Origin of the sequence: Nocardioides sp. REDSEA-S30_B4 (assembly GCF_001627265.1) — a bacterium.
GTDB lineage: Bacteria > Actinomycetota > Actinomycetes > Propionibacteriales > Nocardioidaceae > Nocardioides.
This window is the reverse complement of sequence record NZ_LUPI01000008.1, coordinates 289,181-314,144: the sequence shown is the minus strand read 5'-3', so window position 1 is coordinate 314,144 and position 24,964 is coordinate 289,181. Positions and strand designations below refer to the sequence as shown.

Annotated in this window: 23 protein-coding genes; 14 read left to right on the top strand and 9 right to left on the bottom strand. The window is 72.2% G+C overall.

Annotated elements, in window-relative coordinates; all coding sequences use genetic code 11:
• A partial coding sequence (locus A6R01_RS03030; RefSeq protein WP_292603413.1) for an SMC family ATPase occupies positions 1-1,753 on the bottom strand: 1,753 nt, incomplete at its 3' end.
• On the bottom strand, positions 1,750-2,940 hold the full coding sequence (locus A6R01_RS03025) for an exonuclease SbcCD subunit D (RefSeq protein WP_292603411.1): 1,191 nt from the start codon (positions 2,938-2,940) through the stop codon (positions 1,750-1,752). The genes A6R01_RS03025 and A6R01_RS03030, both read right to left, overlap by 4 nt.
• Before the next feature lie 71 nt (positions 2,941-3,011).
• On the opposite strand from A6R01_RS03025, the gene A6R01_RS03020 reads away from it, so the two are divergent.
• Positions 3,012-3,989 carry an FAD-dependent oxidoreductase gene (locus A6R01_RS03020; RefSeq protein WP_292603409.1) on the top strand — a complete coding sequence of 326 codons (978 nt, stop codon included), beginning with the start codon at positions 3,012-3,014 and terminating at the stop codon, positions 3,987-3,989.
• A 69-nt stretch (positions 3,990-4,058) separates the two neighbouring features.
• Here the strand turns inward: A6R01_RS03020 and A6R01_RS03015 are convergent, their stop codons facing one another.
• Positions 4,059-4,787, bottom strand: coding sequence for a dienelactone hydrolase family protein (locus A6R01_RS03015; protein WP_292603407.1), 729 nt, complete (start codon positions 4,785-4,787; stop codon positions 4,059-4,061).
• A 53-nt stretch (positions 4,788-4,840) separates the two neighbouring features.
• On the opposite strand from A6R01_RS03015, the gene A6R01_RS03010 reads away from it, so the two are divergent.
• Entirely contained in the window at positions 4,841-6,325 is a 1,485-nt protein-coding gene (locus A6R01_RS03010) for a cryptochrome/photolyase family protein (protein WP_292603405.1), read from the top strand.
• A 5-nt stretch (positions 6,326-6,330) separates the two neighbouring features.
• Positions 6,331-6,828, top strand: a complete 498-nt coding sequence (locus tag A6R01_RS03005; RefSeq protein WP_292603403.1) for a 2'-5' RNA ligase family protein — start codon at positions 6,331-6,333, stop codon at positions 6,826-6,828.
• A 72-nt stretch (positions 6,829-6,900) separates the two neighbouring features.
• Here the strand turns inward: A6R01_RS03005 and A6R01_RS03000 are convergent, their stop codons facing one another.
• The gene (locus tag A6R01_RS03000) at positions 6,901-7,779 is read right to left on the bottom strand and encodes a MaoC/PaaZ C-terminal domain-containing protein (RefSeq protein ID WP_292603401.1); all 879 of its coding nucleotides are present in this window, start codon (positions 7,777-7,779) and stop codon (positions 6,901-6,903) included.
• Positions 7,779-9,530: a 3-oxosteroid 1-dehydrogenase gene (kstD, locus tag A6R01_RS02995; protein WP_292603399.1), complete on the bottom strand. Its 1,752-nt coding sequence runs from the start codon at positions 9,528-9,530 to the stop codon at positions 7,779-7,781. Before kstD ends, A6R01_RS03000 begins: the two co-directional genes overlap by 1 nt.
• A 34-nt stretch (positions 9,531-9,564) precedes the next feature.
• Here kstD and A6R01_RS02990 point away from each other — a divergent pair, with 34 nt between their 5' ends.
• From A6R01_RS02990 to A6R01_RS02960, 7 genes are all read left to right on the top strand, one after another.
• Positions 9,565-10,365, top strand: a complete 801-nt coding sequence (locus A6R01_RS02990) for a fumarylacetoacetate hydrolase family protein (protein ID WP_292603397.1) — start codon at positions 9,565-9,567, stop codon at positions 10,363-10,365.
• A gap of 56 nt (positions 10,366-10,421) precedes the next feature.
• Positions 10,422-11,327, top strand: a complete 906-nt coding sequence (locus tag A6R01_RS02985) for an acetaldehyde dehydrogenase (acetylating) (RefSeq protein WP_292603396.1) — start codon at positions 10,422-10,424, stop codon at positions 11,325-11,327.
• Positions 11,328-11,376: 49 nt separating this feature from the next.
• Positions 11,377-12,471, top strand: a complete 1,095-nt coding sequence (gene dmpG, locus A6R01_RS02980) for a 4-hydroxy-2-oxovalerate aldolase (protein WP_292603394.1) — start codon at positions 11,377-11,379, stop codon at positions 12,469-12,471.
• Positions 12,472-12,593: 122 nt separating this feature from the next.
• Positions 12,594-13,760: a 3-hydroxy-9,10-secoandrosta-1,3,5(10)-triene-9,17-dione monooxygenase oxygenase subunit gene (gene hsaA / locus A6R01_RS02975; RefSeq protein WP_292603392.1), complete on the top strand. Its 1,167-nt coding sequence runs from the start codon at positions 12,594-12,596 to the stop codon at positions 13,758-13,760.
• Positions 13,761-14,666: a 4,5:9,10-diseco-3-hydroxy-5,9,17-trioxoandrosta-1(10),2-diene-4-oate hydrolase gene (hsaD, locus tag A6R01_RS02970; protein WP_292603390.1), complete on the top strand. Its 906-nt coding sequence runs from the start codon at positions 13,761-13,763 to the stop codon at positions 14,664-14,666.
• Between the two features lies 1 nt (position 14,667).
• Positions 14,668-15,567 carry an iron-dependent extradiol dioxygenase HsaC gene (gene hsaC, locus A6R01_RS02965; RefSeq protein WP_292603388.1) on the top strand — a complete coding sequence of 300 codons (900 nt, stop codon included), beginning with the start codon at positions 14,668-14,670 and terminating at the stop codon, positions 15,565-15,567.
• A 47-nt stretch (positions 15,568-15,614) separates the two neighbouring features.
• Positions 15,615-16,250 (top strand): flavin reductase family protein, encoded by a 636-nt coding sequence (locus tag A6R01_RS02960; RefSeq protein ID WP_292603386.1) that lies wholly within the window; start codon positions 15,615-15,617, stop codon positions 16,248-16,250.
• Positions 16,251-16,531: 281 nt separating this feature from the next.
• Here the strand turns inward: A6R01_RS02960 and A6R01_RS02955 are convergent, their stop codons facing one another.
• Genes A6R01_RS02955 through A6R01_RS02940 form a run of 4 tightly spaced genes read right to left on the bottom strand, consistent with a single transcriptional unit; the run spans position 16,532 to position 21,109 of the window.
• Complete coding sequence (locus tag A6R01_RS02955) at positions 16,532-17,536, bottom strand: acyl-CoA dehydrogenase family protein (RefSeq protein ID WP_292603384.1); 1,005 nt, start codon at positions 17,534-17,536, stop codon at positions 16,532-16,534.
• 8 nt (positions 17,537-17,544) lie between these two features.
• Positions 17,545-18,417 carry an acyl-CoA dehydrogenase family protein gene (locus tag A6R01_RS02950; protein WP_292603382.1) on the bottom strand — a complete coding sequence of 291 codons (873 nt, stop codon included), beginning with the start codon at positions 18,415-18,417 and terminating at the stop codon, positions 17,545-17,547.
• Entirely contained in the window at positions 18,414-19,574 is a 1,161-nt protein-coding gene (locus tag A6R01_RS02945; protein WP_292603380.1) for an acyl-CoA dehydrogenase family protein, read from the bottom strand. The genes A6R01_RS02950 and A6R01_RS02945 overlap by 4 nt, the downstream gene beginning before the upstream one ends.
• On the bottom strand, positions 19,574-21,109 hold the full coding sequence (locus A6R01_RS02940; RefSeq protein WP_292603378.1) for a FadD3 family acyl-CoA ligase: 1,536 nt from the start codon (positions 21,107-21,109) through the stop codon (positions 19,574-19,576). Before A6R01_RS02940 ends, A6R01_RS02945 begins: the two co-directional genes overlap by 1 nt.
• 46 nt (positions 21,110-21,155) lie before the next feature.
• On the opposite strand from A6R01_RS02940, the gene A6R01_RS02935 reads away from it, so the two are divergent.
• The 4 genes from A6R01_RS02935 to A6R01_RS02920 are packed head-to-tail and all read left to right on the top strand — an operon-like array spanning position 21,156 to position 24,949.
• Positions 21,156-22,367 (top strand): acyl-CoA dehydrogenase family protein, encoded by a 1,212-nt coding sequence (locus A6R01_RS02935; protein ID WP_292603376.1) that lies wholly within the window; start codon positions 21,156-21,158, stop codon positions 22,365-22,367.
• Between the two features lie 3 nt (positions 22,368-22,370).
• Positions 22,371-23,174, top strand: a complete 804-nt coding sequence (locus A6R01_RS02930; protein ID WP_292603374.1) for an SDR family oxidoreductase — start codon at positions 22,371-22,373, stop codon at positions 23,172-23,174.
• The gene (locus A6R01_RS02925; RefSeq protein ID WP_292603372.1) at positions 23,167-23,793 is read left to right on the top strand and encodes a TetR/AcrR family transcriptional regulator; all 627 of its coding nucleotides are present in this window, start codon (positions 23,167-23,169) and stop codon (positions 23,791-23,793) included. The genes A6R01_RS02930 and A6R01_RS02925 overlap by 8 nt, the downstream gene beginning before the upstream one ends.
• Positions 23,786-24,949 carry an acetyl-CoA C-acetyltransferase gene (locus A6R01_RS02920; protein ID WP_292603370.1) on the top strand — a complete coding sequence of 388 codons (1,164 nt, stop codon included), beginning with the start codon at positions 23,786-23,788 and terminating at the stop codon, positions 24,947-24,949. Before A6R01_RS02925 ends, A6R01_RS02920 begins: the two co-directional genes overlap by 8 nt.
• The last annotated feature ends 15 nt before the right edge of the window (positions 24,950-24,964 follow it).

Genomic DNA, 24,964 nt, shown 5'->3' with positions numbered 1-24,964 from the left:
CCCCGGCGCAGGCCTCCTCGAGCCGATGCACCTCGTCCGTGGCGGCGTCGGGGTCGGTGTCACCGGCGCGGTCGCGGAGGAGGGCCAGGCGGGTCTCGAGGTCCCGGACGTGCTCGGCACGCAGGTGCTCGTCGGTCTTGGCGTCGTCGAGCAGGCGCTGGGCGTCCTTCTCCGCGGCGGCATCGGTGGCGTCGGGGCCCGGCTGTGCCTTGGCGGGGTGGTCGTGGGAGCCGCAGACCGGGCAGCAGCCACCGACGGCCAGCGACCCGGCCAGCTCGGAGGCCATCGACTCGATCCGGGCCTCGCGGACCGCCAGCAGCCGCTCGTGCCGGGTGACGGTGAGCTCGCGGGCGGCGAGGTGCTCGGCGCGGGCGGGGGCGAGCTCGGCCTCCACCGCACGCGCCTCGAGCGCAGCGCCGACCGACTCACGCAGGCCCGCGAGCGCTGCCTCGTGGACGGGGAGGGCCGCGGCCTCGGCCTGGAGGGCGGCGAGCCGCTCCCGGGCGGCGCGCACCCGGTCGGGGGCCTCGGCCACGTCGGCCACGCAGGCCTCCACCTCGGCCCGAGCGCGACGGCGGGACTCCTGCAGCCCGGGCAGGCGGTGCTCGAGAGCGTCGAGCTCCCGCAGGCGGGGGAGCGCGCCCCGGACCCTGCCGGCGGCCAGCAGCAGCGCCTCCTCGTGGGGTGCCAGGTCCTCGCCCGGCACGGCCACGGGCAGGTCGTCGCGCAAGGAGGCGATGCGTGCCTCCAGACGCGCGACGGCCTCGACGCACTCCGAGCGCTGGCGCTCGGCCAGGACCACGGGGACCGCTCGCCGGGCCTCGCCCAGTGCCGTGAGCTGCTGCGCGTGCTCGTCGGCGCGGGCGAGCAGGGCGGCCCGCTCGCTGCGGGCGCGGGACCAGCGCTGGTGCTGCTCGTGGGCCGCTCGGGCCCGGTCGAGCGCCGCCCGCGCGCGGGCCTCGGTGGCCTCGGCGTCCCGGCGCGCGCCCTCGGCGCGATCGCGGTCGGCGTGTGCCGTCGCCCGGCGGTCGACGGCCCAGGGGAGCAGCGTCTCCTCCCAGGTGTCGGGCTCCGGCGGCTGGACGTCCGCGGTCTCGCTGACCCGGCTGGCCAGGTCTGCCACGACCTGCTGCAACCGGCCGGACTCCCGCCGCAGTCCCGTGCGGTGGTCGCGCAGCCACGCCTCGACGTCCTCGAACCGACCGGTGCGGAAGAGCTGCTGCAGGAGCTTGTGGCGGTCCTCGGACTTGGCGCGCAGGAACGCCTGGAAACGTCCCTGAGGCAGCATCGCGACCTGGGTGAACTGGGTCAGCGTCATCCCGAGCAGGTCGCCGACGAGATGGCCGGTCTCGTCGAGCCGGGTCGAGAGCGTGCGCCACTCGCCGTCGGGCAGCCGCTCGGCCAGCACGACGGAGGCCTGCTCGGTGGTGGTGCCGGTGCCGCGGAGCTTCTCGCGCTCCCAGGCGGGGGTGCGCACGAGGCGCAGTCGACGACCGGCCACGCTGAGCTCGAGCTCGACCCGGGGCCGGACGCCGGGCGCGGCCTGGTCGGCCCGCAGGCGCTTGGCCGACCCCCGGTCGCCGGGGACGTCGCCGTACAACGCGAAGCAGACGGCGTCCAGGACGCTCGTCTTGCCGGCGCCCGTGGGTCCGGTGAGCAGGAAGAGGCCCGCGTCGGAGAGCGCGTCGAGGTCGACCTCGACGGTGTCGGCGAACGGGCCGAAGGCGGTGACCTCCAGGCGGTGCAGCCTCATCGGGCGGCTCCTGCAGGAACCTCGGCACGCTGCTCGCGGGCGAGGTCGTCGTCCTCGCAGCAGGCGTCGACGGCCTCGCGCAGCAGCGCGGACTCGTCGTCGGCGGGCGGCCGGCCGCGCAGGGTGGTGAAGAACTCCGCGACCACGTCGTGGTCGCTGCGACCGGACGTGCGGGTGGCCGGGAGACCGCCGATGCTCGGCAGCGGTGCGTCGAAGCCCAGGACCAGCGTGTGCGGGAAGCGTCGGCGCAGCCGCTCCATCGCCTGCGCCGGCCGGTCGGCGTCGGTGAGGGTGACCTGCAGCCAGGAGCCCTCGTGCTCGGCGTGCCGGGCGTCGGTCAGCAGCTCCTCCAGGCTGCCGCGCAGCCGAGCGAGCCGACGGGGGACCGGGGCGTCGACGAACTCGGTGCGCACCGACCCGTCGGCGGCCAGGTCGACCAGCCACGACCCCTTGTGGTGGTCGGCCTCGGAGAAGGAGTAGGCCAGCGGGGACCCCGAGTAGTGCACCCGGTCGCTGAGCACGTGACGGCCGTGCAGGTGACCGAGGGCGACGTAGTCGACGCCGTCGAAGACCGGCAGCGGGACCAGCGAGACACCTCCGACGGAGATGTCGCGCTCGGAGTCGCTCTCCTCGGGGCGGGCCCCGCCGCCGACGAAGGCGTGCGCCATGACCACCGAGCGGGTGCCGGGTCGGGCGTCGAGGTCGCGGCGGACCCGGCGCATGGCCTCGGTCAGCGTCGCCTCGTGGCTGCGCTCGGCCAGGCCCCACGGCTCGCGCACGGACTCCGGGTCGAGGTAGGGCAGGCCGTGGACCGCGACCGGGCCGTGGTCGTCCTCGAGCAGCACGGGCGTGCCGACGCCGTCGGGATCCGTGCGCAGGTGGACGCCCGCGGCGTCGATGAGGCGTGCGCTGAAGCCGAGGCGACGCGCGGAGTCGTGGTTGCCGCTGGTCACCACCACCCGGGCGCGCGAGGCGGCCAACCGGGCCAGTGCCTCGTCGGCCAGGGCGACGGCGTCGACCGGGGGGAGCGCACGGTCGTAGACGTCGCCGGCGACCAGCACCACGTCGACCCTCTCGCGCTCCACCACCTCGAGCAGGTGGTCGATGTAGTCCGCCTGGTGGCCGAGCATCCCCTCACGGTGGAACGACCGGCCGAGGTGCCAGTCGGAGGTGTGGAGGAGGCGCATGCCACGACCGTAGGAGCGAGCACCGACAACAGGGTGGACCCACGCCGTCGCCGACCTGCCAGGCTCGTCACGTGGAGTCCCCTCGCCTGCCCGTGACGATCGTCGGCGCCGGGATCTCCGGCGTGGCCTGTGCCCGTGTGCTCGCCGCGGCGGGGATCCCCGTCGAGCTGGTCGACCGCGGGCGTCGGGTCGGAGGTCGGATGGCCTCGCGCCGCCACGAGGGCCGTCCGGCCGACATCGGGGCGTCCTACTTCACGGTGTCCGACCCAGCGTTCGAGGAGGTCGTCGCGCGGTGGGCGGAGGCCGGTCTCGCTCGGGGGTGGACCGACACGTTCGGGGTCGTGTCCGGCTCGCAGGACGCGCGCACGACCGCGTCGGGCCCGACGCGCTGGGGGACCCCGGGCGGCATCCGGTCCCTGGTCGAGGTGCTGGCCGTCGACCTGCCGGTGCGCGGGGCCACCGAGGTGCAACGGGTCTCCGTCGAGGACGGCCTGCCCACCGTGGACGGCCGCCCTGCGCGCATGGTCGTGCTGGCGATGCCCGACCCGCAGGCCCGCAGGATGCTCGACGAGGCCGCCCACCCGGCCGCGGCCGCGGGGCTGACGGCGGCGTACGAGGCGGTGCTGGCCCTGACCGCGGTCTACCCCCAGCGCTGCTGGGAGGAGCTGCCGGACGGGCTGTTCGTCAACGACGACCCTGTCCTGGCATGGATCGCCGACGACGGCCGTCGGCGCTGCGACGCCGCGCCGGTGCTCGTCGCGCACTCGACCGACGCGCACGCGCGGCCGCACCTCACGGACCCTGCGACCGGCGGCCCGGCGATGCTCGAGGCCCTGACGAGGTACGCCGCTCCCTCGCTCGACCCCGTGCACACCGCAGTGCACCGCTGGACCTTCGCCAAGCCGGTCGCCGGGCGTCCCGAGCGCTACCTGCTCACCGACACCGGCGTCGCCGCCTGCGGGGACTCGTGGTCGGACAAGCCGCGCGTCGAGGGTGCCTGGCTCTCCGGCACGGCGCTGGGGCACGCGCTGGTCGAGTCCCTGGCCTGACGCCTGGCCCGATGCCTGGCCTGAGGACGGCAGGTCGAGCAGGGGTGACGGTGCGCCGGCTCGATGGGCTCAGTGCAGACGCTCGGCGAAGAACTCCAGGACCCGGTCCACGGCGACCTGGGAGCGCTGCTCGGTGACGACCGAGTGGCCCTTGCCTGGTAGGTCGACGCGCAGGAAGCCGTCACCGAGCTCGCGGTCCAACGTGTCGAACCGGGTCCCGGTCATCGGGTCCGAGGCGTACTGGATGCCCAGCACCGCGCACCCGCCCCCGACCCGCTCCTTGACCGTCGCCAGGTCGTCGGGGGAGAGGTTGAGGTCGGCCGAGCGCCTCCGGCCGACCGCGAACGGCACCGACGGCTGGCACAGGACCGGGGCGGCCACGGAGTCGTCGACCATCATCGCCAGCGCGAACCCGCCGGTGAAGCACATCCCGAGGGCACCGACGCCCGGCCCGCCGAGCTCGCCGTGCAGCTCGCGCGCCAGGGAGCGCAGCCAGCCGGCGATCGGCGTGGTGACGCCGGTGGCCAGCTTGGTGAACTCCGCGCTCACGCAGACCTGCCGCATCGACCGCGCCACCGCGCCGGCGGACATCGGCGCCTCGGCTCGCCCGAACAGGTGCGGCATCACGACGGTGTAGCCGGCATCGACCAGCTCCTCGCCGAAGCCGATCACGCTCGGCGTGGGGCCGGGGATCTCGTGGATGACGACCACACCGGGGCCGGTGCCCTTGCGGTACGTCGGGTGGCGGGTGCCGTCGTGCGTGTGCGACCCGGAGGTCCAGGTGTCGAGGAGCGCCATGGGGCGACCCTAGGGGTGACCGGTGCCGCTGCGCGCCTGCCTAGGCTCGCGGAGTGGCTCCCACCCGCGTCCGGCTCGTCCTCCCGCACCAGCTCTTCGAGCAGCACCTCTCGGCCGCGGAGGGCACGGTCTTCGTGCTGGTCGAGCACGACCTGCTCTTTCGTCAGTACCGCTTCCACACCCAGAAGCTCGTGCTCCACCGCGCCTCCATGCGCCGGTTCGGCAGCCGGCTCGAGGAGGCGGGGTACGCGGTCGAGCGCGTCGACACCGACGGGCGCACCACCTCCCGGGCCGCCCTCGACCGGGTCCTCGCGGGGCTGGCCGGCTCCGACGACGTGCACGTGTCGGCGTACGACGTGGTGGACGACTGGCTCGAGCGCGACCTCGACCCGATCGTCGACCAGTGGCTGGAGTCGCCGAACTTCCTGTGCACGCGCGACGACCTCGCCGAGCACTTCGACGGCACCGCCGGCCCTCGCGGTCGCCGCGCGCGGATGCAGCACTTCTACTCCTGGCAGCGCACGCGCCTCGACGTGCTCATGACCGACTCCGGCGAGCCGGTCGGGGGCAAGTGGTCCTTCGACGAGGACAACCGCAAGAAGCTGCCGAAGGGGCACCCGGTGCCCGACGTCGAGCGACCCGGCGCGGACTCCCGGCACCCCGAGGTGGAGGACGCGATCGCCTGGGTGAAGCGGGCGTTCCCCGACAACCCCGGTGACGCCGACGCGTTCGCCTGGCCGACGTCCCACGCCGAGGCGCGGGCGGGGCTGCGGCAGTTCCTCGGGGAGCGCTTCGCCGAGTTCGGGCCCTACGAGGACGCCATCTCCGCCGAGCACCCCTTCGTCTTCCACGCGTTGCTGACGCCGGGGCTCAACATCGGGCTGCTCGACCCGCGCGACGTGCTGGCCGACGCCCTCGATGTGGGTGATGACGTGCCACTGGCCAGCCTCGAGGGCTTCGTGCGCCAGCTCATCGGCTGGCGGGAGTACATGCGCGCCACCTACGTCCTGTGGGGCCGCCGGATGCGCGGCCGCAACCACCTCGGCCACACCCGCCCGCTCGCCGAGGGCTGGTGGACCGCGGAGACCGGGCTGGACCCCGTCGACCTGGTGCTGCGACGGGTGCTGGACAACGGGTACGCCCACCACATCGAGCGGCTGATGGTGCTGGGCAACGCCATGTGCCTGCTGCGCACCGAGCCGGACGCGGCGTACGAGTGGTTCATGGAGATGTTCGTCGACGCCTACGACTGGGTGATGGTGCCCAACGTCTACGCCATGAGCCAGTTCGCGGCGGGGGAGTCGATCACCACCAAGCCCTACGTCTCCGGCAGCAACTACCTCAAGAAGATGAGCGACCTGCCGCGCGGGGACTGGGAGGCCGACTGGGACGGCCTCTACTGGACCTTCGTCCGTGACCACCGCGAGGTCTTCGAGCGCAACCCCCGCTCCGGCTTCGCGGTCCGGACGTACGACGGCCTCGACCCGGCCAAGAAGTCGGAGCACACCCGTCGGGCCAGTGCCTGGCTGGGAGACTGACGGGCGTGCCTCGTCTCCACGCCCTCGAGCTGACCCCTGACGACGAGGGCCGCGCCCGCGTCCGCGAGCTGTGGACGGCGCTGCAGGACGCCGGGCTGCCCAGCCAGGCCGACCACACCAAGGCGAGCAACCAGCCGCACGTCACCGTCGTGGAGGCGCCCGAGATCCCTGACGCCGCCATCGACGTCGCCCGGGCCCGGCTGCGGGGGATGCTGCCGGTCACCGCGACCGCGCGCGGGGTCCTGCTCCTGGGCGGCGACCGGGTCACGATCGCGCTCGGAGTCGACCTGCACGACGACGTCGTACGCCGGGTCCTCGCCGTGCGGGTCCAGGTGCCCGACCGCGCGCACCGGGGCTGGCTGCCGCACGTGACGCTGGCCCGCCGGGTGCCGCGCGCCGACCTCGGCCGAACGCTCGAGGTCGTGGGGGCACCCGAGATCGACCTCCGGCTCACCGAGGTGCGGCGCTGGGACCCCGACAAGGGCCACGTCACGACGCTCTGAGGCGCGCCCTGTGACTGCCTCGTGTGGTTCAGCGCGGTCCCTGGACCGCGCTCAGCCACACGAGCCGGCCGCTCAGGCCAGGTCGACCCAGCAGTCGGCCAGCACGGGGGAGCCGTCGCGGGGGCCGCCGGCGACGGTGGCCGAGGCGACCAGGCGCCCGTCCTCCTGCCAGCCCTGCACCCGGATCGTCTCCCCGGGGAAGACCACGCCGGCGAAGCGGGCACCGAACCCGGAGACCCGGGTGGCGTCCCCGCCGAGCAGGGCGTCGGTCAGCTCGCGCAGCACGATGCCGTAGGAGCACAGCCCGTGCAGGATCGGCGCCGGGAAACCCGCGGCCTTGGCGAAGTCGGGGTCGGCGTGCAACGGGTTCCGATCGCCGCACAGCCGGTAGAGCAGCGCCTGCTGCGGCGTGACGTCGTAGGACACGTCGCAGTCGGCGACGCGCTCCGGGATCTCGACGGCCTGGGAGGAGCCGCGGTCGCCGCCCCAGCCGCCCTCGCCCTTGACGAAGATCGACGAGCGGACCCGCCACAGCTCCCCGCCCTCCGGGGAGGTGGCCACGCCCTCCTGCCAGATGACCGCCGCCTTGCCCTTGTCCCACACGTCGGTGAGCGTCGTGCGGATCGTCGCCGAGCCCGAGGTCGGCAGCGGCGCGGAGACCGAGATCGACTGCGAGCCGTGCACGACCTGGGCCAGGTTGATGTCGCAGCCCGGCAGGTCCAGCGGCGGCGGGTCGGTCATGTGGAAGGTCGGGGCCACCACGCCGAAGGACGGCAGCACCTGCAGCGCCGGGCCGTCCAGGGTGTAGCGCAGCGCGTCGGGGGAGAGGTTGTCACCCTCGCGCGAGCCGGCACCGATGCCGAGGTGGTAGAGCAGGACGTCGCTCTCGCTCCAGGAGAACTCGACCTCCCCGACGGGGGAGCCGATCGCGACGGTGGGGTCGATGGGCATCAGACGGTCTCGCTCTCGGGGTTCGGGTGTGGTCTCGACGCCCGCTCCTCGCTGGCGCTCGTCCCGGGAGAGACCACGCCCTGATCGGCGATGTCGTCGGCGGCCAGGTAGCCGAAGACCAGCGCCGGGCCGATGGTGCCGCCGGGGCCGGGGTAGGTGTGGCCCATGACCGCGGCCGACGCGTTGCCGGCGGCGTACAGGCCCTCGATCGGCGAGCCGTCGGGACGCAGCACGCGGGCGCGCTCGTCGGTGACCAGGCCGCCCTTGGTGCCGAGGTCGCCGGGCACGATCTTCACCGCGTAGAACGGGCCCTGGTCGATGACGCCGAGGGAGGGGTTCGGCTTCACGGTGGGGTCGGAGTAGTACTTGTCGTACGCCGACTCGCCGCGGCCGTAGTCCTCGTCGACGCCGCTGCGGGCGAAGCCGTTGAAGCGCTCCACGGTGGCCTCCAGGGCCGCTGCCGGCACCCCGATCTCCTCGGCCAGGCCGGCCAGGGTCGAGGCGCGCTTGATGGTGCCGTGCTTGTACCACCGGCCGGGGAACGGCTGGCGCGGGAAAAGCCCCGCGAACAGGTAGCGGTTGCGGTAGCGGGTGTCGATGACCATCCAGCTCGGCACGTGCCCTACACCGGTGGCTTCCCCCTCGTAGATCTTGTGGGTCGCCTCGACGTAGGGCAGCGCCTCGTTCATGTAGCGCTGGCCGGCCTGGTTGACGATGATCGACCCGGGCAGGTTGCGCTCGGCCAGACAGAACCACGGACCGCTCGGCAGCGGGATGGTCGGGCCCCACCACGAGTCGTCCATCAGTGCGACCTCGGCGCCGGCGGTGATGCCCGCGCTGATGCCGCCGCCGGTGTTGAACTGCGAGCCGGTCGTCCAGTCCACCGACGTCGGCTTGGGCTGGTACTTCTCGCGCATCTCCAGGTTGCGCTCGAAGCCGCCGGAGCCGATGACGACACCGCGGCGCGCCCGCACGACGTGCTCGGCGCCGTCGCGCTGCACCTTCACGCCGACGACGCGGCCCTCGGAGAGGACCAGCTCGCTGAGCTCGGCCTCGTGCACCACCGGCACGCCCGCGTCCATCAGCGCCTTGCGCAGGCCGATGGCGATCGCGTTGCCCATGCCGAACAGGCGCTGGCGGCGCAGGCCGGCGAGGGTGCGCCGCAGCAGCACCCGGAGCATCGTGATCGGGCCGCCGAGGGTGCGCAGGCCCAGGCTGATCTTCCGGAAGTCGCGCTGCAGCACCACCATGTTGGCCGGGGCCTTGGTGTACTGCGGGTGCAGTCGGTCGAGCTCCTCGCCGATGATGCGCCCGTCGATCGGGTCGGGCTCGACCGAGCGGCCGCGGGCGCGGCCGCCGGGCTGCTCAGGCTGGTAGTCGGCGTACTGCGGCACCCAGCGGAAGCGCACGGGGGAGCGGTCGCGGATGAAGTCCATGACCTCGGGGCCACGCTCGAGGTAGGTGTCGCGCCGCACCTTCGGCACAACGTCACCGACGATCGCGTCGAGATAGGTCTTGGCCGCCTCGATGCCGTCGGACTCGCCGGCCGCGCGCAGTGCGTAGTTGTCGGGGATCCAGACCCCGCCGCCGCTGCGGGCCGTCGAGCCGCCGAAGTACTCACTCTTCTCCAGCAGCACCGTCTCCAGGCCGTGGGACGCGGCGCGCAGCGCCGCACTCATGCCGGCCGCACCGGCTCCCACGACGACGACATCCACCTCTGCCGGCAACGCGCCGGTCGGACCACCCGTCATGGCGCGAAACTGTAACAGGTTCTAGTATCGACAGGTGACGTCCGACGACGCGATCCGCGCAGCCAGCGAGCGCCTGATCCGAGCCCAGGAGACCGGGGAGCCGTGCGCCCCCGTCCGCGACCTCATCGGCGCCGACGACCTCGACGCGGCGTACGCCGTGCAGATGGGTGTCGTGGAGCGGCGGCTCGCCGCCGGTGCGATCGTGGTCGGCCGCAAGATCGGCGCCACGTCCAAGGCGGTCCAGGACCAGCTCGGGGTCGACCAGCCCGACTTCGGCTACCTCCTCGACGACATGGACGTCAGCCACGGCGGGCCGATCTCGATGGCCGGCCTCCTCCAGCCGCGGGTCGAGGCCGAGGTGGCCTTCGTCCTGTCCCAGGACATCGACCCGGGTGACCCCGACGACCTCACCGTCGCCGACGTGCGCGCGGCGGTCGACGTGGCGCTGCCGGCCCTGGAGATCGTCGACAGCCGCATCGCCGGCTGGGACATCGGCTTCACCGACACCGTGGCCGACTGCGCGTCCAGCGGCCTGTACGTCGTGGGCATGGACGACGCACGGCCCCTCGAGCAGCTCGAGCCGCGTGACGTCGACATGACGCTCGCCATCAACGGCGAGGTCCGCTCCAGCGGCAACGGCGCCGCCTGCCTCGGCGACCCGCTCGAGGCGCTGCGCTGGCTGGCGGTCCAGGCCGCCCGGTTCGGCGACCCGCTCCGCAAGGGCCACCTGGTCCTCTCCGGCGCGCTCGGCCCCTTCGTGCCGTTCGCCCCCGGCGACGACGTCCTCGCCACGATCAGCGGGTTCGCCCCGCTGCGGGCCACGTTCACCGACTGACCACTGCTCCACCAGCACCACCTGCACGCACCCGCCCCGAGGAACCAGGGAGACCCATGAGCAAGCTGACCGCAGCGATCGTCGGGCCCGGCAACATCGGCACCGACCTGATGTACAAACTGCTGCGCTCCGACGTCATCGAGCCGCGCTGGATGATCGGCGTCGACCCGAGCAGCGAGGGCCTCAAGCTCGCCGCGGAGAAGGGCCTGGAGTCCTCCCACGAGGGCGTGGACTGGCTGCTCAAGCAGGACGAGATGCCCGACCTGATCTTCGAGGCCACCTCGGCCTACGTGCACCGCGAGTACGCACCGCGCTACGAGGAGGCCGGCATCCGGGCGATCGACCTGACCCCGGCCGCGATCGGCCCCGCGGTCATCCCGCCGGTCAACGGCGAGACCCACGTCGACGCCATGAACGTCAACATGATCACCTGCGGCGGCCAGGCCACCATCCCGATGGTCGCCGCGGTCTCCCGCGTCGCTCCGGTGTCGTACGCCGAGATCGTGGCCTCGGTCTCGTCCATGTCCGCGGGCCCGGGCACCCGCGCCAACATCGACGAGTTCACCCGCACCACCAGCAGCGGGGTGCGCGAGATCGGTGGGGCGACGGAGGGCAAGGCGATCATCATCCTCAACCCGGCCGAGCCGCCGATGATCATGCGCGACACGATCTTCTGCGCCGCCGACCCAGACGCCGACCGCGACGCGATCATCGCTTCGGTCTTCGCCATGGAGAAGGCCGTCCAGGAGTACGTCCCGGGCTACCGGCTGCTCCAGGAGCCCCAGCTCGACGACCCCTCGCCGGCCACCCGTGGGGCGCTCAAGGTCTCGATCTTCGTCGAGGTCGAGGGCGCCGGCGACTTCCTGCCGCCGTACGCCGGCAACCTCGACATCATGACCGCCGCCGCGACGCAGGTCGGCCAGAACATCGCCCGCTCGATCCTCGCCCCGTCCGGCGGTTGAGGAGGCGCGCCAGCGCCGTCTCGAAACCCCGGAACCTGAAAGGCAACCCATGAGCACCGACCTGAACACCCTCACCCGCACCTGGCACGGCACCCACGGCACCGAGCCCTGGGGCGAGCTGGACCTGCGCCTGACCGACACCTGCCTGCGCGACGGGTCGCACCACAAGCGTCACCAGTTCACCGCGACCGAGGTCCACGACATCGTCGAGGCCCTTGACAGCTCCGGCATCCCGGTCATCGAGGTGACCCACGGCGACGGACTGGGCGGCTCCTCGTTCAACTACGGGTTCTCCCGGACCCCGGAGCAGGAGCTGATCCGGATCGCCGCGGAGACCGCGAAGCGCGCCAAGATCGCCTTTCTCATGCTCCCGGGCGTCGGCACCAAGGACGACATCCGGGCCGCGCAGGACAACGGCGGACAGATCTGCCGGATCGCCACCCACTGCACCGAGGCCGACACCTCCATCCAGCATTTCGGCCTGGCGCGCGAGCTCGGCCTGGAGACCGTCGGCTTCCTGATGATGAGCCACACCCAGCCCCCCGAGGTGCTGGCCAAGCAGGCGCGGATCATGGTCGATGCCGGCTGCCAGTGCGTCTACGTGGTCGACTCCGCCGGCGCCCTGATCATGGAGCAGACCGCGGACCGGGTCTCCGCCGTCGTCGCGGAGATCGGTGACGTCGCCGACGTCGGGTTCCACGGCCACGAGAACCTCGCGCTCGGTGTCGCCAACACCGTCGCAGCCGCCCGCGCGGGCGCCACCCAGATCGACGGCTCGGTCCGTCGCTTCGGCGCGGGGGCCGGCAACACGCCGCTGGAGGCGTTCATCGGCGTGTGCGACAAGCTCGGCTGGCGCACCGGCGTCGACTTCCTCCAGATCGTCGATGCCTCCGAGGACGTCATCAAGCCCGCGATGCCCGAAGAGTGCGAGCTCAATCGGATGACCCTGATGATGGGGTACGCCGGGGTCTACTCCTCCTTCCTCAAGCACGCCGGCAACGCCGCCGATCGCTACGGCGTCTCCGGCGCGAAGATCCTGCTCGAGGCCGGCCGCCGCAAGCTGATCGGCGGCCAGGAGGACCAGCTCATCGACATCGCGCTGATGCTGAAGGCCGAGCAGGACAAGCAGGTGGCCAACGCCTGACCCACCGCTGCACCCGGCACCGTCGGGGTCGCTGAGACGACTCTCACCCGGGAGTGCTGGTCCAAAACTGAAACGTGTTCTAGTCTTACCAGTAACACGTTCTACCGACAGGAGTTTGTGCGATGTCCCAGGCTGTTCTCGACGGCGTCCGCGACCTGCTCCCCACCTTCCGGGAGCGCGCCGAGGAGACCGAGGCGCTGCGCGTCGTCCCGGAGGCGAGCATCAAGGAGCTGGAGGAGACCGGCTTCTTCAAGCTGCTGCAGCCCAAGCGCTTCGACGGCCACGAGGCCGACCCGGTGACCTTCTACACCGCCGTGCGTGACATCGCCTCGGCCTGCGGCTCCACCGGTTGGGTCTCCAGCGTCGTGGGCGTGCACCCGTGGCAGGTCGCCCTGTTCGCCGACGAGGCGCAGCAGGCGGTGTGGGGCGAGGACACCAACGTCCGGCTCTCCTCCTCCTACGCCCCGACCGGCAAGGCGACCGTCACCGACGGTGGCTACATCCTCTCGGGCAAGTGGAGCTTCTCCTCCGGCTGCGACCACTGCTCGTGGGTGCTGCTCGGCGGGCTGGTCTTCACCGAGGAGGGCCAGATCGTCGACTTCAAGACGTTCATGGTCCCGCGGGAGAAGTACACGATCGTCGACGTCTGGAACATGGTCGGCCTGGCCGGCACCGGCTCCAACGACATCGTGGTCGAGGACGTGTTCATCCCCGAGGCGTTCACCCTGTCGATGGGCGAGACCGGCCAGTGCCGCGGCCCGGGCCAGGAGCAGAACACCTCCGACCTCTACAAGCTGCCCTTCCACTCGATCTTCACCGGCACCATCACCACGCCGATCATCGGCATGGCCATGGGCGCCTACGACGAGCACGTGGAGATGCAGCAGAAGCGCACCCGTGCGGCGTACCTCGGCGAGAAAGCCAGCCTGGACCCGTTCTCGGCCGTGCGCATCGCCAAGGCCTCCAGCGAGATCGACGCCGCCTGGGCGCTCCTGGTCAACAACATCCGCGAGGAGCAGGACTACGTCGCCAAGGGCGAGAAGATCCCGCTCAAGACGCGCCTGAAGGTCCGGCGCGACCAGGTGCTGGGCTCCCAGCGCGCCATCGACGCGATCGACGCGCTCTTCGAGGCCTCCGGTGGTCGGGCGCTGACCAGCGGCACCTACCTCCAGCGCGCCTGGCGCGACGCCCACGCGGGTCGCGTCCACGCCGCCAACGACCCCGAGCGCGCCCTGCAGATGTACGGCGCGCACGAGTTCGGCCACAAGATCGACCCGGGGATGTACTGAGTGTCGACGCAGCTGACCAAGGACGAGGTCCAGCAGTTCGTCTCGGTCAAGACCGAGGCGGCCGGTGACCTGCGGATCGCCTACTACGAGGCCGACAGTCGCACCGACGACAAGGCCGAGCGACTGCCGCTGGTGATGCTGCACGGCGGCGGGCCCGGTGCCTCCTCGTGGTCGAACTTCGGCCCGGCACTGCCCGGCTTCGCCGAGGAGTTCCGCACCATCCTGGTCGACCAGCCCGGCTTCGGCGCCTCGGACAAGCCGCCGGTGGTGGGCAACTACTACCGCTTCTCCGCCGACGCGATCGTGGCGGTCCTCGACGCGCTGGGCATCGAGAAGGTCCACGTGCTCGGCAACAGCCTGGGCGGCGGTACGGCGATGCGCCTGGCGCTGTCCTACCCCGACCGGGTCGGCCGGCTGATCATGATGGGGCCGGGCGGGCTGTCGCTGAACCTCTTCCACGCCGACCCGACCGAGGGCGTCCAGCGCCTGATGGACTTCGGCGCGAACCCGAGCCGCGAGGCCCTGCGGGCGTTCATCTCCACCATGGTGGTCGACCAGTCCCTGGTCACCGACGAGCTGGTCGAGGCGCGCTTCGCCGACGCGACCGCGCCGGGCGCGCAGGACGCGATGCGCTCGATGGGGATGTCGTTCTGGAACCCCGAGACCGCCGAGGACGGCATGCTCTGGCGCGAGGCGCACCGCCTGCGCAAGCACACCCTGCTCACCTGGGGTCGCGAGGACCGGGTCAACCCGCTGGACGGCGCGATGGTGGCCCTCAAGCTGATCCCCAGGGCGCGGCTCCACGTCTTCCCCCACTGCGGCCACTGGGCCCAGATCGAGGCGGCCGAGGAGTTCCGCGAGGTGGCCACCGCCTTCCTCGCACGCCACGTCGAACGGAAGCGCTGACATGACGATCGACATCAAGTCCATGGGCTACGTCCGGGTCAGCAGCACCGACCCGGAGCAGTGGCGCACCTTCGCCGGCAAGGTCCTCGGCCTCGCCGAGGGCCGCGGCCCCCACCCCGACCACCAGTACTGGCGCATCGACGAGGTGTCTGCCCGGCTGGTCGTCGTCCCCGGCGACGTCGACGAGCTGACCTGCGTGGGCTGGGAGGTCGCCGACCACCGCGCCCTGCAGGAGGTGCGCGAGCACCTGCAGAAGGCGGGCGTGGACTTCGAGGACGGCACCCGCGAGGAGCTCGACGAGCGCCGCGTGCAGGAGCTGGTCCGCTTCAGCGACCCCTTCGACAACGTCTTCGAGATCTTCCACGGGATCACCTACGAGTCCCGGCCGATCGTCACGCCGTACGCCGCCAGGTTCGTCACCGGCGACCAGGGCATGGGCCACGTGGTGCTCCCGGTCACCGACGACGTGGAGGCGTTGCGCTTCTACGACGAGGTGCTCGGGTTCCGCCTGCGTGACTCGATGAGCATGCCCGGTGAGTTCGTCGGGAAGGAGCCGGGCTCGAAGGTCTGGCTGCGCTTCCTCGGCGTCAACCCGCGGCACCACTCGCTGGCCTTCCTGCCGATGCCCAACGCCAGCAAGTGCGTGCACATCATGCTCGAGGTCGACGAGCTCGACGACGTGGGCCGTGCCCTGGAGCGGGTGCGCAAGCACAAGGCGCCGCTGTCGGCGACGCTCGGTCGCCACATGAACGACGAGATGGTCTCCTTCTACGTCAAGAGCCCCGCGGGCTTCGACGTGGAGTTCGGCACCGACGGCCTGCGCGTCGAGGACCGCACCTGGGTCGCCCGCGAGTCGACCGCCGTGTCCTACTGGGGCCACGACTTCGGCGGCGGGCAGTAGGCGGGCCGGACGTGCTGGAAGGCATCGAGGTCCCTAGGGTGGCTCGCATGACGCACGACGATGTCCCCGAGGGGATGCGGACCGACGCGCGCGCGACCTGGCCGAGCCCGGAGCTGATCGAGTCGTGGCTCGGCGACTCGATCTTCGACCTGCGCCCCGGCGAGGAGGTCGAGGTCCCGGCCGACGACGAGGAGGCCGTGTCAGCGGCGCGTCGCTTCCGCGACGTGCTCTCGCAGTTCGCCTCCGGCGTGACCGTCGTGACCACGATGAGCGGGGGACTGCCGGTCGGCATGACCTGCCAGTCGTTCTCCAGCGTCTCGCTGGACCCGCCGCTGGTGATGTTCATCCCCGCGAAGACCTCGCGGGCCTGGCCGCTCATCCAGCGGTCCGGGAAGTTCTGCGTCAACATCCTCGCCGAGGACCAGGCGTGGCTGTCCAACCAGATGGCCAGCCGCGGCGCGGACAAGTTCGCGGGAGTCGACTGGACCCCGGCCCCGGTGACGGGCACGCCGCTGCTGCGGGGCACGATCGCGCACCTCGAGTGCAGCATCCACGCCGTGCACGAGGCCGGCGACCACTACGTCGTCATCGGCCGGGTGCTCGGCCTGGAGATCGGCGACGTGGACGACCCGCTGCTGTTCTTCCGTGGTCGCTACGCGACCACGGAGATCCCCACCGACTGACTGCACAGGGCGGCGGCCCGGGCGTTGGGGACCCTGCCCAGCGTGTGCTCAGACGCGGGTGCGTCGCGGGTTGGCGACCATGCCGACCCCGGCGACCGGCCGCACCTCGGTGCCGGCGTGGGACGAAGCGGAGCTGCTGCCGCGGGCGGTGGTGGAGTTCGAGTTCATGCGACGACGCTAGGCCTGCGCAGCCCACACCCGGTCCTCACCCGGGACACCGTTGGTCAACGCCTGGGTGACTGCGGTGTGGGCCGTCCGTGGACGTGCGCGAGCGCTCCCGCTCAGGGCAGTGCGAGTGCGGCGCGGTGCACGTGGGGCGCCCCGAACAGCTGGCCCAGGGCGTGGGCGCGTTTGAGCACCAGGTGGGCGTCGTGCTCCCAGGTGATGGCGATGCCACCGTGCATCTGGACCGTCTCGGCCGCGACCTGGGCGACCGCCTCGGCGACGTAGGACTTCGCCGCGTGCACCAGCTGGGCCGCGTCGGGGGCCTGCGAGGCGACGGCGTACGCCGCTGACCAGGACCCCGAGCGTGACATCTCCAGCTGCACGAGCATGTCGGCCATGCGGTGCTTGAGCGCCTGGAAGGAACCGATCGGGCGGCCGAACTGCACCCGGTCCTTGCTGTAGGCGACCGTCATGTCCAGCCCGCGTTGGGCGCAGCCGACCGACAGGGCGACCGCGCCGAGGGCGCCGACCAGGTGGGCCCGCTCCACCGCCGGTGCGGCCGAGCCGATGCGGGTGGCCGTGGCGACGTCGACCTGCAGGCTGCCCAGGCGCAGGGTCTGGTCCATCGACGGTGTCCAGGAGACCTGGGCCGCGGTCGGGTCGACCTCGTAGAGGTGCTCGCCGTCGGCGGCCACGAGGACGTCGGCGAGGTCCGCGTCGAGGACGGCACTCGCCTGCCCGCCCTCGAGCACGGCGAACGCACCGATCTCACCGGCAGCCAGCCGTGGCAGCAGGCGTGCGGCCGCGTCGTCGTCGGCTCCGGCGAGGACCGCTTCGGCCGTGACGAGGGACGACAGGGCGGGCACCGGGGCGAGCGCACGGCCGATCTCCTCGAGGACCAGGACCGACTCCACGAGGGTGGCGCCGACGCCGTCGTGCTCCTCGGGGACCGCCAGTGCCGCGACGCCGATCTGCTCGCACAGCACCTGCCACAGGTCGGCGTCGAAGCCGGCCTCGGACGCGATCGCGGTGCGCACTGCGCCGCTGTCGCTGCGCTTGGCCAGCAGCGACCGCACGGTCGCGACCAGCTCGGTCTGCTCCTCGGAGAGGGAGAGGTCCATCGTCGTCCTCAGTCCAGGCCGAGCTGCTGAGCCAGCCGGCCGCGGTGGAAGTCGGGGGTGCCCCAGGCCGTGACCAGGGCGCGGATCTTGGTCAGCCACACCGACAGGTCGAACTCGGCGGTGTAGCCGATGGCGCCGTGCACCTGCAGGCCGACCCGGGAGGCGAGGTACGCCGCGTCCCCGGCCGCGAGCTTGGCCGCGGAGACGTCGATCTCACCGAGGGCGGCGCCGTGGACGAGCGGCCGTGCGAAGTCGAGCGCGATGCGCACGTCGGCCAGCGCGTGCTTGATCGCCTGGTACGAGCCGATCTGACGACCGAACTGGGTGCGCTGCTTGACGTAGTCCACCGAGTCGGCGAGCACCCGCTCGCCGGCACCGAGCAGCTGGGCGGCGGTGGCCAGGACGGCCAGGTCGATCGCCTCCCGGTGGGGCTCGCCGGCGCCCTCGACGCGGAAGAGGCGGCGTGTGCGGTCGACCGAGGTGACCTGCTCGCCCACCCCCGTGGCGGGGGTCGCTCCGACGTACACCTCGTCGGCGACGTCGGCGTCCAGGGCGTACGGCACGTGCGGCGGCAGCGCCACCGTCGCCACGCCCTCGACCTCGCGGCCGAGGGCGATCGGCAGGTACGCCGCGGACTCCACCCACGGGCCGGGGACGGCGTGCCGACCCAGTGCCTCGAAGGCGATGGCGACCTCGACGGGCGAGGCGTCGGTGGCCAGCGACAGCACCCCCAGGTCCGAGAGTCGCTTCCACAGGCCGAGGCCGGGGGCGTGGTCGCCCTCGGCCCAGGCGCGGGCGGCGGCCACCGTGCCCGCGCCGGAGAGCAGGGACTCCAGGGCGGCGGCGAAGTCGCGCTGGTCCTCGTCGAGCTCGAACCTCACTTGGCTGCCTCCTTCGGCTGGCCCTTGGGCTCGCGGGGAAGGCCCAGGATGCGCTCCGCCACGATGTTGCGCTGGATCTCGTTGGTGCCGGCGTAGATGGGCCCCGACAGCGAGAACGTGTAGCCGTCGAGCCACGGTGACTCGACCTCGGCCTCGGCGCCGAGGATGTCGAGCGCGGTCTCGTGCAGGGCCACGTCGAGCCCGGACCACCACACCTTGTTGACCGAGCCCGCGGCCCCCATGTCGCCGCCGGCGGCGAGCCGGGTGACGGTGCCCCAGGTGTAGAGACGGTAGGCCTGCGCGCGCACCCAGGCGTCGACGACGCGGTCCGTGACCTGGCCACGGTGCGTGCTGCCGTGCAGGTCGATGAGCCGGTCGACGGCGGCGGTGAACCGGCCGGGGGAGCGCAGCGAGAGGCCGCGCTCGTTGCCGGCGGTGCTCATCGCGACCCGCCAGCCGTCACCCACGCCACCGAGCACGTCGGCGTCGGGGACGAAGACGTCCTCGAAGAAGATCTCGGCGAAGCCGGCCTCGCCGTCCAGCTGGGCGATCGGGCGCACCGTGATGCCCTCGGCGTCGAGCGGGAAGAGGAAGTAGGTCAGGCCCGCGTGCTTCTGGGCCTGCGGGTCGGAGCGGAAGAGCCCGAAGCCCCAGTGAGCCAGGGCCGCCCGCGAGGACCAGGTCTTCTGACCGTTGAGGACCCAGCCGCCGCGCTCGTCGTCGCGCCGGGCGGTCGAGCGCAGCGACGCCAGGTCGGAGCCGGCCTCCGGCTCGGACCAGCACTGCGCCCAGATCCGCTCGCCGGTCGCCATCGACGGCAGGAAGCGCTGCTGCTGCTCGGGGGTGCCGTGCTCGAAGATGATCGGCGCCAGCAGGAAGATGCCGTTCTGGGAGACGCGACCGGGCGCGCCGGCGCGGTAGTACTCCTCCTCGAAGATCACCCACTCCACGAGCGAGGCCTCGCGACCGCCGAACTCACGCGGCCAGGAGACGACCGAGAAGCGGGCCTCGGCGAGCTTCTTCTCCCACTCCTGGTGCAGCACCCACCCCTCGGGGGTGTCCATCGACGGCAGCGGCTCGGCCGGCACGTGCGCCGCCAGCCACTCCCGGGCCTCGGCCTGGAAGGCCTGCTCGGACTCGGACAGGGTCAGATCCATCAGCGGAGATCCTTCTTCAGCACCTTGCCGGACAGGTTCCGCGGGAGCGCGCCCGTGAACTCGACCTGTCGCGGCACCTTGAAGTTCGCCAGGTGCTCCCGGGCGAACGCGGTCACGTCGTCGGCGGTCAGCGCTTCGCCGGCGGGGGAGTCGGCGCGGACGACGAAGGCCTTGCCGACCTCGCCCATCCGCTCGTCCGGCACGCCGACGACGGCGACGTCCGCGAGCCCCTCGAGCCTCATGAGCGACTGCTCGACCTCGGCGGGGTAGACGTTGAACCCGCCGGAGATGTACATGTCCTTGAGCCGGTCGGTGATCCGCAGGTTGCCCGCGTCGTCGAGCACGCCCACGTCGCCGGTGTGCAGCCAGCCGTCGGAGTCGATCGCCTCGGCCGTGGCCTCGGGGTCGTCGAGGTAGCCGAGCATCACGAAGTCGCCGCGGACCAGCAGCTCGCCGCTGCCATCATCGGCGGGGGCGGCGATCCGGGTCTCCATGCCAGGGATGGCACGACCGCAGGTGCTGGCCACCAGCTCGGCGGGGTCGCCGTCGCGGGCCATCGTCACCACCACCGCCTCGGTCATGCCGAAGGCCGTCACGACCTGGTCGATGCCCAGGCCCTCCGGAGCGGCGGCCCGCATCCGCTCGATCAGCACGACCGGGACGACGGCGGCGCCGGTGACCGCGAGGCGGAGGCTCGAGAGGTCGCGCCCCTCCCGACCCGGAGCGCCGAGCAGGGACTGGTAGATCGTCGGTGCGCCCGGCAGGACGGTGATCTGCTCGGTCTCGATGAGCCGCATCGTCTCGTCGAGGTCGAAGGTCGCCATCGGGTAGAGCGTGGCGCCGGTGAGCAGCCCGACGAGGATGCCGATCTTGTAGCCGAAGGAGTGGAAGAACGGGTTGACCACGAGGTAGCGGTCGTCCTGGCGGACCCCGCCCAGCTCGGCCCACGCCCGCGCCACGCCGATCGACTGGTGGTGCGCGCTCATGGCGCCCTTGGGCTGGCCGGTGGTGCCGGAGGTGAAGAGGATGTCGGCCACGTCGCCGGCCGCGATGCCCGTCGCCACGTGGTCCAGGGCGTCGTCGGGGTCGTCCTCCACGGTGTGGAGGTGCGCCAGCTCGACGACCTCGCGCACCGACGGGAGTGGGCTGGCCGCGCGGAGGTCGGTGATTTGGGTGCGCCCGAGGAAGCCGTCGGCGACCATGACCAGCACCGCGTGGGTACGGTCGACCAGCGCCGCGACCTCGGTGCCGGTGTAGCGGGAGTTGGCCGGGACGAGCACGCCACCGGCGTACGACGTGGCGAGGGCGGCGACCACCCAGTCGATGCTGTTGGGCCCCCACACCACGACCCGGCCGCCCGGCTCGAGCCCGCGCTCACGGAAGCCGGCCGCGGTCCGTCGGACACGCTCGAGGAGGCCGGCGTAGGACAGCGACGTGCTGCCCTCGACGTACGCCGGGTGGTCGCCGAAGCGCGTCGCGGCGGCCCGGAGGACCGCCGGGATGGTCTGCTCTTCCTCGACGCTGATCGCGATCACCTCTCACTCAACCAAGCAAGTGCTTGGTAGGGTAGCACCCGTGGACATGGGTTACTCAGCAGCGGACGAGGCGTTCCGCGCCGACGTGCGCGCCTTCCTCGAGGACCACCTGGCCGGCGAGTGGAAGTCGCTGCGCGGGCTCGGCGGCCCCGGGCGCGACCACGAGGCGCTCGACGAGCGCCTGGAGTGGAACCGCTTCCTCGCCCGCGAGGGCTGGACCTGCGTCGGCTGGCCCACCGAGCACGGCGGTCGCGGGCTCAGCCTGTGGCAGCAGGTGGTCTTCCACGAGGAGTACGCCCGTGCCAACGCCCCCGCGACGGTCAACCACCTCGGGGAGCAGCTGCTCGGTCCAACCCTCATCGCCTTCGGCACCGATGCCCAGCGCGCCCGCTTCCTCGAGCCGATCCGGAACGTCGAGGAGCTCTGGGCGCAGGGCTACTCCGAGCCGAACGCCGGCTCCGACCTCGCCAACGTCCAGACCCGCGCCCGGCTCTCCGACGACGGCTCGCAGTGGGTGATCGACGGCCAGAAGGTGTGGACGTCCAACGCGCACTTCTCCCAGTGGGTCTTCGTCGTCGCCCGCACCGAGCCCGGGTCGCAGCGCCACCAGGGGCTCAGCTTCCTGCTCGTCCCGATCGACCAGCCCGGTGTCGAGGTCCGGCCGATCGAGCAGCTGACCGGCGGCTCGGAGTTCAACGAGGTCTTCTTCACCCGCGCCGTCACCGACGCCGACCTGGTGGTCGGCGAGGTCGGCAAGGGCTGGGGCGTGGCGATGGGCCTGCTCGGGTTCGAGCGCGGCGTGTCGACCCTCGGCCAGGTCGTCGGTTTCCAGCGCGAGCTCGCCCTGGTCTGCGAGCGGGCCCGGGCCAACCGTGCGATCGACGACCCCGTGCTGCGCGACCGGCTCGCGTCCCTGCAGGCCGAGCTCACCGTGATGCGCGCCAACGGCATCCGGGGACTTTCCGCCGTGACCGGAGGCGAGGACTCCGCGGCCGGTGGTGGGGCCGGCTCGATCTTCAAGATCGTCTGGGGCAACTGGCACCAGCGCCTCGGCGAGGTCGCCATGGACGTGATGGCCGCCGACGGCCTGCTGCAGGTCCCGCACGACCGTGGCGCCGCGGGCTACGAGCTCGACGAGCTGCAACGACTCTTCCTCTTCGCCCGCGCAGACACCATCTACGGCGGCAGCGACGAGGTGCAGAAGAACATCCTGGCCGAGCGCGTGCTCGGCCTTCCTCGCGAGCCCAAGGGAGCCTGACGCATGACCGCGACCCGACCTGAGCAGCCGACCCCGGCGTACGTCCCTCCCCACGACCTGTTGCGCGACAAGGTGGTCGCCGTGACGGCGGGCGCCGGCGCGGGCATCGGCGCCGCGGTCGTGCGCCGGGTGCTGGAGGAGGGCGCCAAGGCGGTCGTCTTCTCCGACACCCACGAGCGTCGCCTCGCCGAGGCCGAGGCCGCGTTGGCCGAGGAGTTCGGCGCCGACCGCGTGCGCCAGCTGGTGTGCGACGTGACCCAGGAGTCCGACGTCCAGGCGATGCTCGACGTCGCCGACGAGCTCGGCGGCGTGGACGTGATGATCAACAACGCCGGCCTGGGCGGCACCACCTCGGTGCTCGAGATGACCGACGAGCAGTGGCTCAAGGTCCTCGACATCACCCTCAACGGCGCATTCCGGTGCGTGCGCGGTGCCGGTCAGCGGATGGTCGCCAACGGCACCCGCGGCGTCATCGTCAACAACGCCTCGGTGATCGGCTGGCGGGCCCAGGAGGGCCAGGCCCACTACGCCGCCGCCAAGGCCGGCGTGATGGCGCTGACCCGGTGCTCGGCCCTCGACCTCGCGCCGCACGGCATCCGCGTCAACGCGGTGAGCCCGTCGCTGGCGATGCACCCGTTCCTGGAGAAGGTCACCTCGCCCGAGCTGCTGCACGAGCTCAAGCAGCGCGAGGCCTTCGGGCGGGCGGCCGAGCCGTGGGAGGTCGCCAACGTGATGGTCTTCCTGGCCAGCGACTACTCCTCCTACCTCACCGGCGAGGTCGTCTCGGTGAGCAGCCAGCATGCCTGAGCAGGCCGGCGGCGCAGCGGCGTCGACCGCGGGAGCCAGCCGGCGCGAGGAGCTGCTGCGGATCGCGGCCGACCTCTTCGCGACCAAGGGCTTCCGCAACACCACCGTCCGCGACATCGCGGACGCCGCCGGCATCCTCTCTGGCAGCCTCTACCACCACTTCGACTCCAAGGAGTCGATGGTCGACGAGCTCATGCGCACCTTCCAGGCCGAGCTGTTCGCGGCGTACGACGACATCCTGGCCAGTCCCGACGACGCCCGTTCCAAGCTCGAGCGGGCGGTGCGGCTGTCGTTCGAGACGATCGAGCGCCGCGGTGCCGAGGTGGCGATCTTCCAGAACGAGGCCGCGACCCTGGGCCAGCTCGAGCGCTTCGGCTACCTCGCCGAGCGCAACCGGCAGTCCCGCGACGTGTGGGTCAGCCTGCTCACCGAGGGCGTCGAGACCGGGGCGCTGCGCGCCGACCTCGACATCACCCTGACCTACCGCTTCATCCGCGACACCGTGTGGGTGGCCGTGCGGTGGTACCGCCCCGGCGGGCCGCACACCACCACCGCCGTCGCCGACCAGTACCTCACCATCCTGCTCGACGGAATCGCGAAGGACCACGACCATGCCTGAGGCCTACATCATCGACGCCGTCCGCACCCCGGTCGGCAAGCGCGGAGGAGCGCTGGCGGGGGTCCACTCCGCCGACCTCGGCGGCATCATCCTGTCGGCGCTGATGCGCCGCACGGGCGTGGACCCGGGTGCCGTCGACGACGTCATCATGGGCTGCTGCGACACGATCGGCTCGCAGGCCGGCGACGTGGCCCGCTCGGCCTGGCTGGTCGCGGGGCTCCCCGCCCACGTGCCGGGCGTGACCATCGACCGACAGTGCGGCTCCTCGCAGCAGTCGGTGCATTTCGCCGCGCAGGGCGTCATGTCCGGCACCCAGGACCTCGTGGTCGCCGGCGGCCTGCAGAACATGTCGGCCATCCCGATCTCCGCGGCCATGCTGGTGGGCCAGCAGTACGGCTTCACCACCCCGTTCGCGGAGTCGCCGGGCTGGCAGGAGCGCTTCGGCGACCAGGAGGTCTCGCAGTTCCGCTCCGCCGAGATGATCGCGGAGAAGTGGGACGTCAGCCGCGAGGACATGGAAGAGTTCGCCCTGGCCTCGCACCAGCGCGCGCTCGCCGCGATCTCCGAGGGCCGCTTCACCGGTGAGATCGAGCCGGTGACCCTGCCCGACGGCACCGTCTTCGACACCGACCAGTGCCCGCGCGACACCTCGCTGGAGAAGATGGCCGGACTGCAGCCCTTGGCCCCCGGCGGGCGGATCACCGCGGCGGTCGCCTCGCAGATCTGCGACGCCTCCTCGGCGATGCTCATCGCCTCCGAGGCGGCGGTGAAGGAGCACGGGCTCACCCCGCGCGCCCGCATCCACCACCTCTCGGTGCGCGGCGACGACCCGGTGTGGATGCTCACCGGCCCCATCCCCGCGACGAAGCACGCCCTGGAGCGCACCGGGCTCTCGATCGAGGACATCGACCTCTTCGAGTGCAACGAGGCCTTCGCCTCGGTCGTGCTGGCCTGGATGAAGGAGACCGGCGCACCTCACGACAAGGTCAACGTCAACGGCGGCGGCATCTCCCTGGGCCACCCGATCGGCGCGACGGGCACCCGCCTGATGACCACCATGCTGAACGAGCTCGAGCGCACCGGGGGCCGCTACGGCCTCCAGACCATGTGCGAGGGCGGCGGCCAGGCCAACGTCACGATCATCGAGCGCCTCTGACCCACCGCCGAGAGG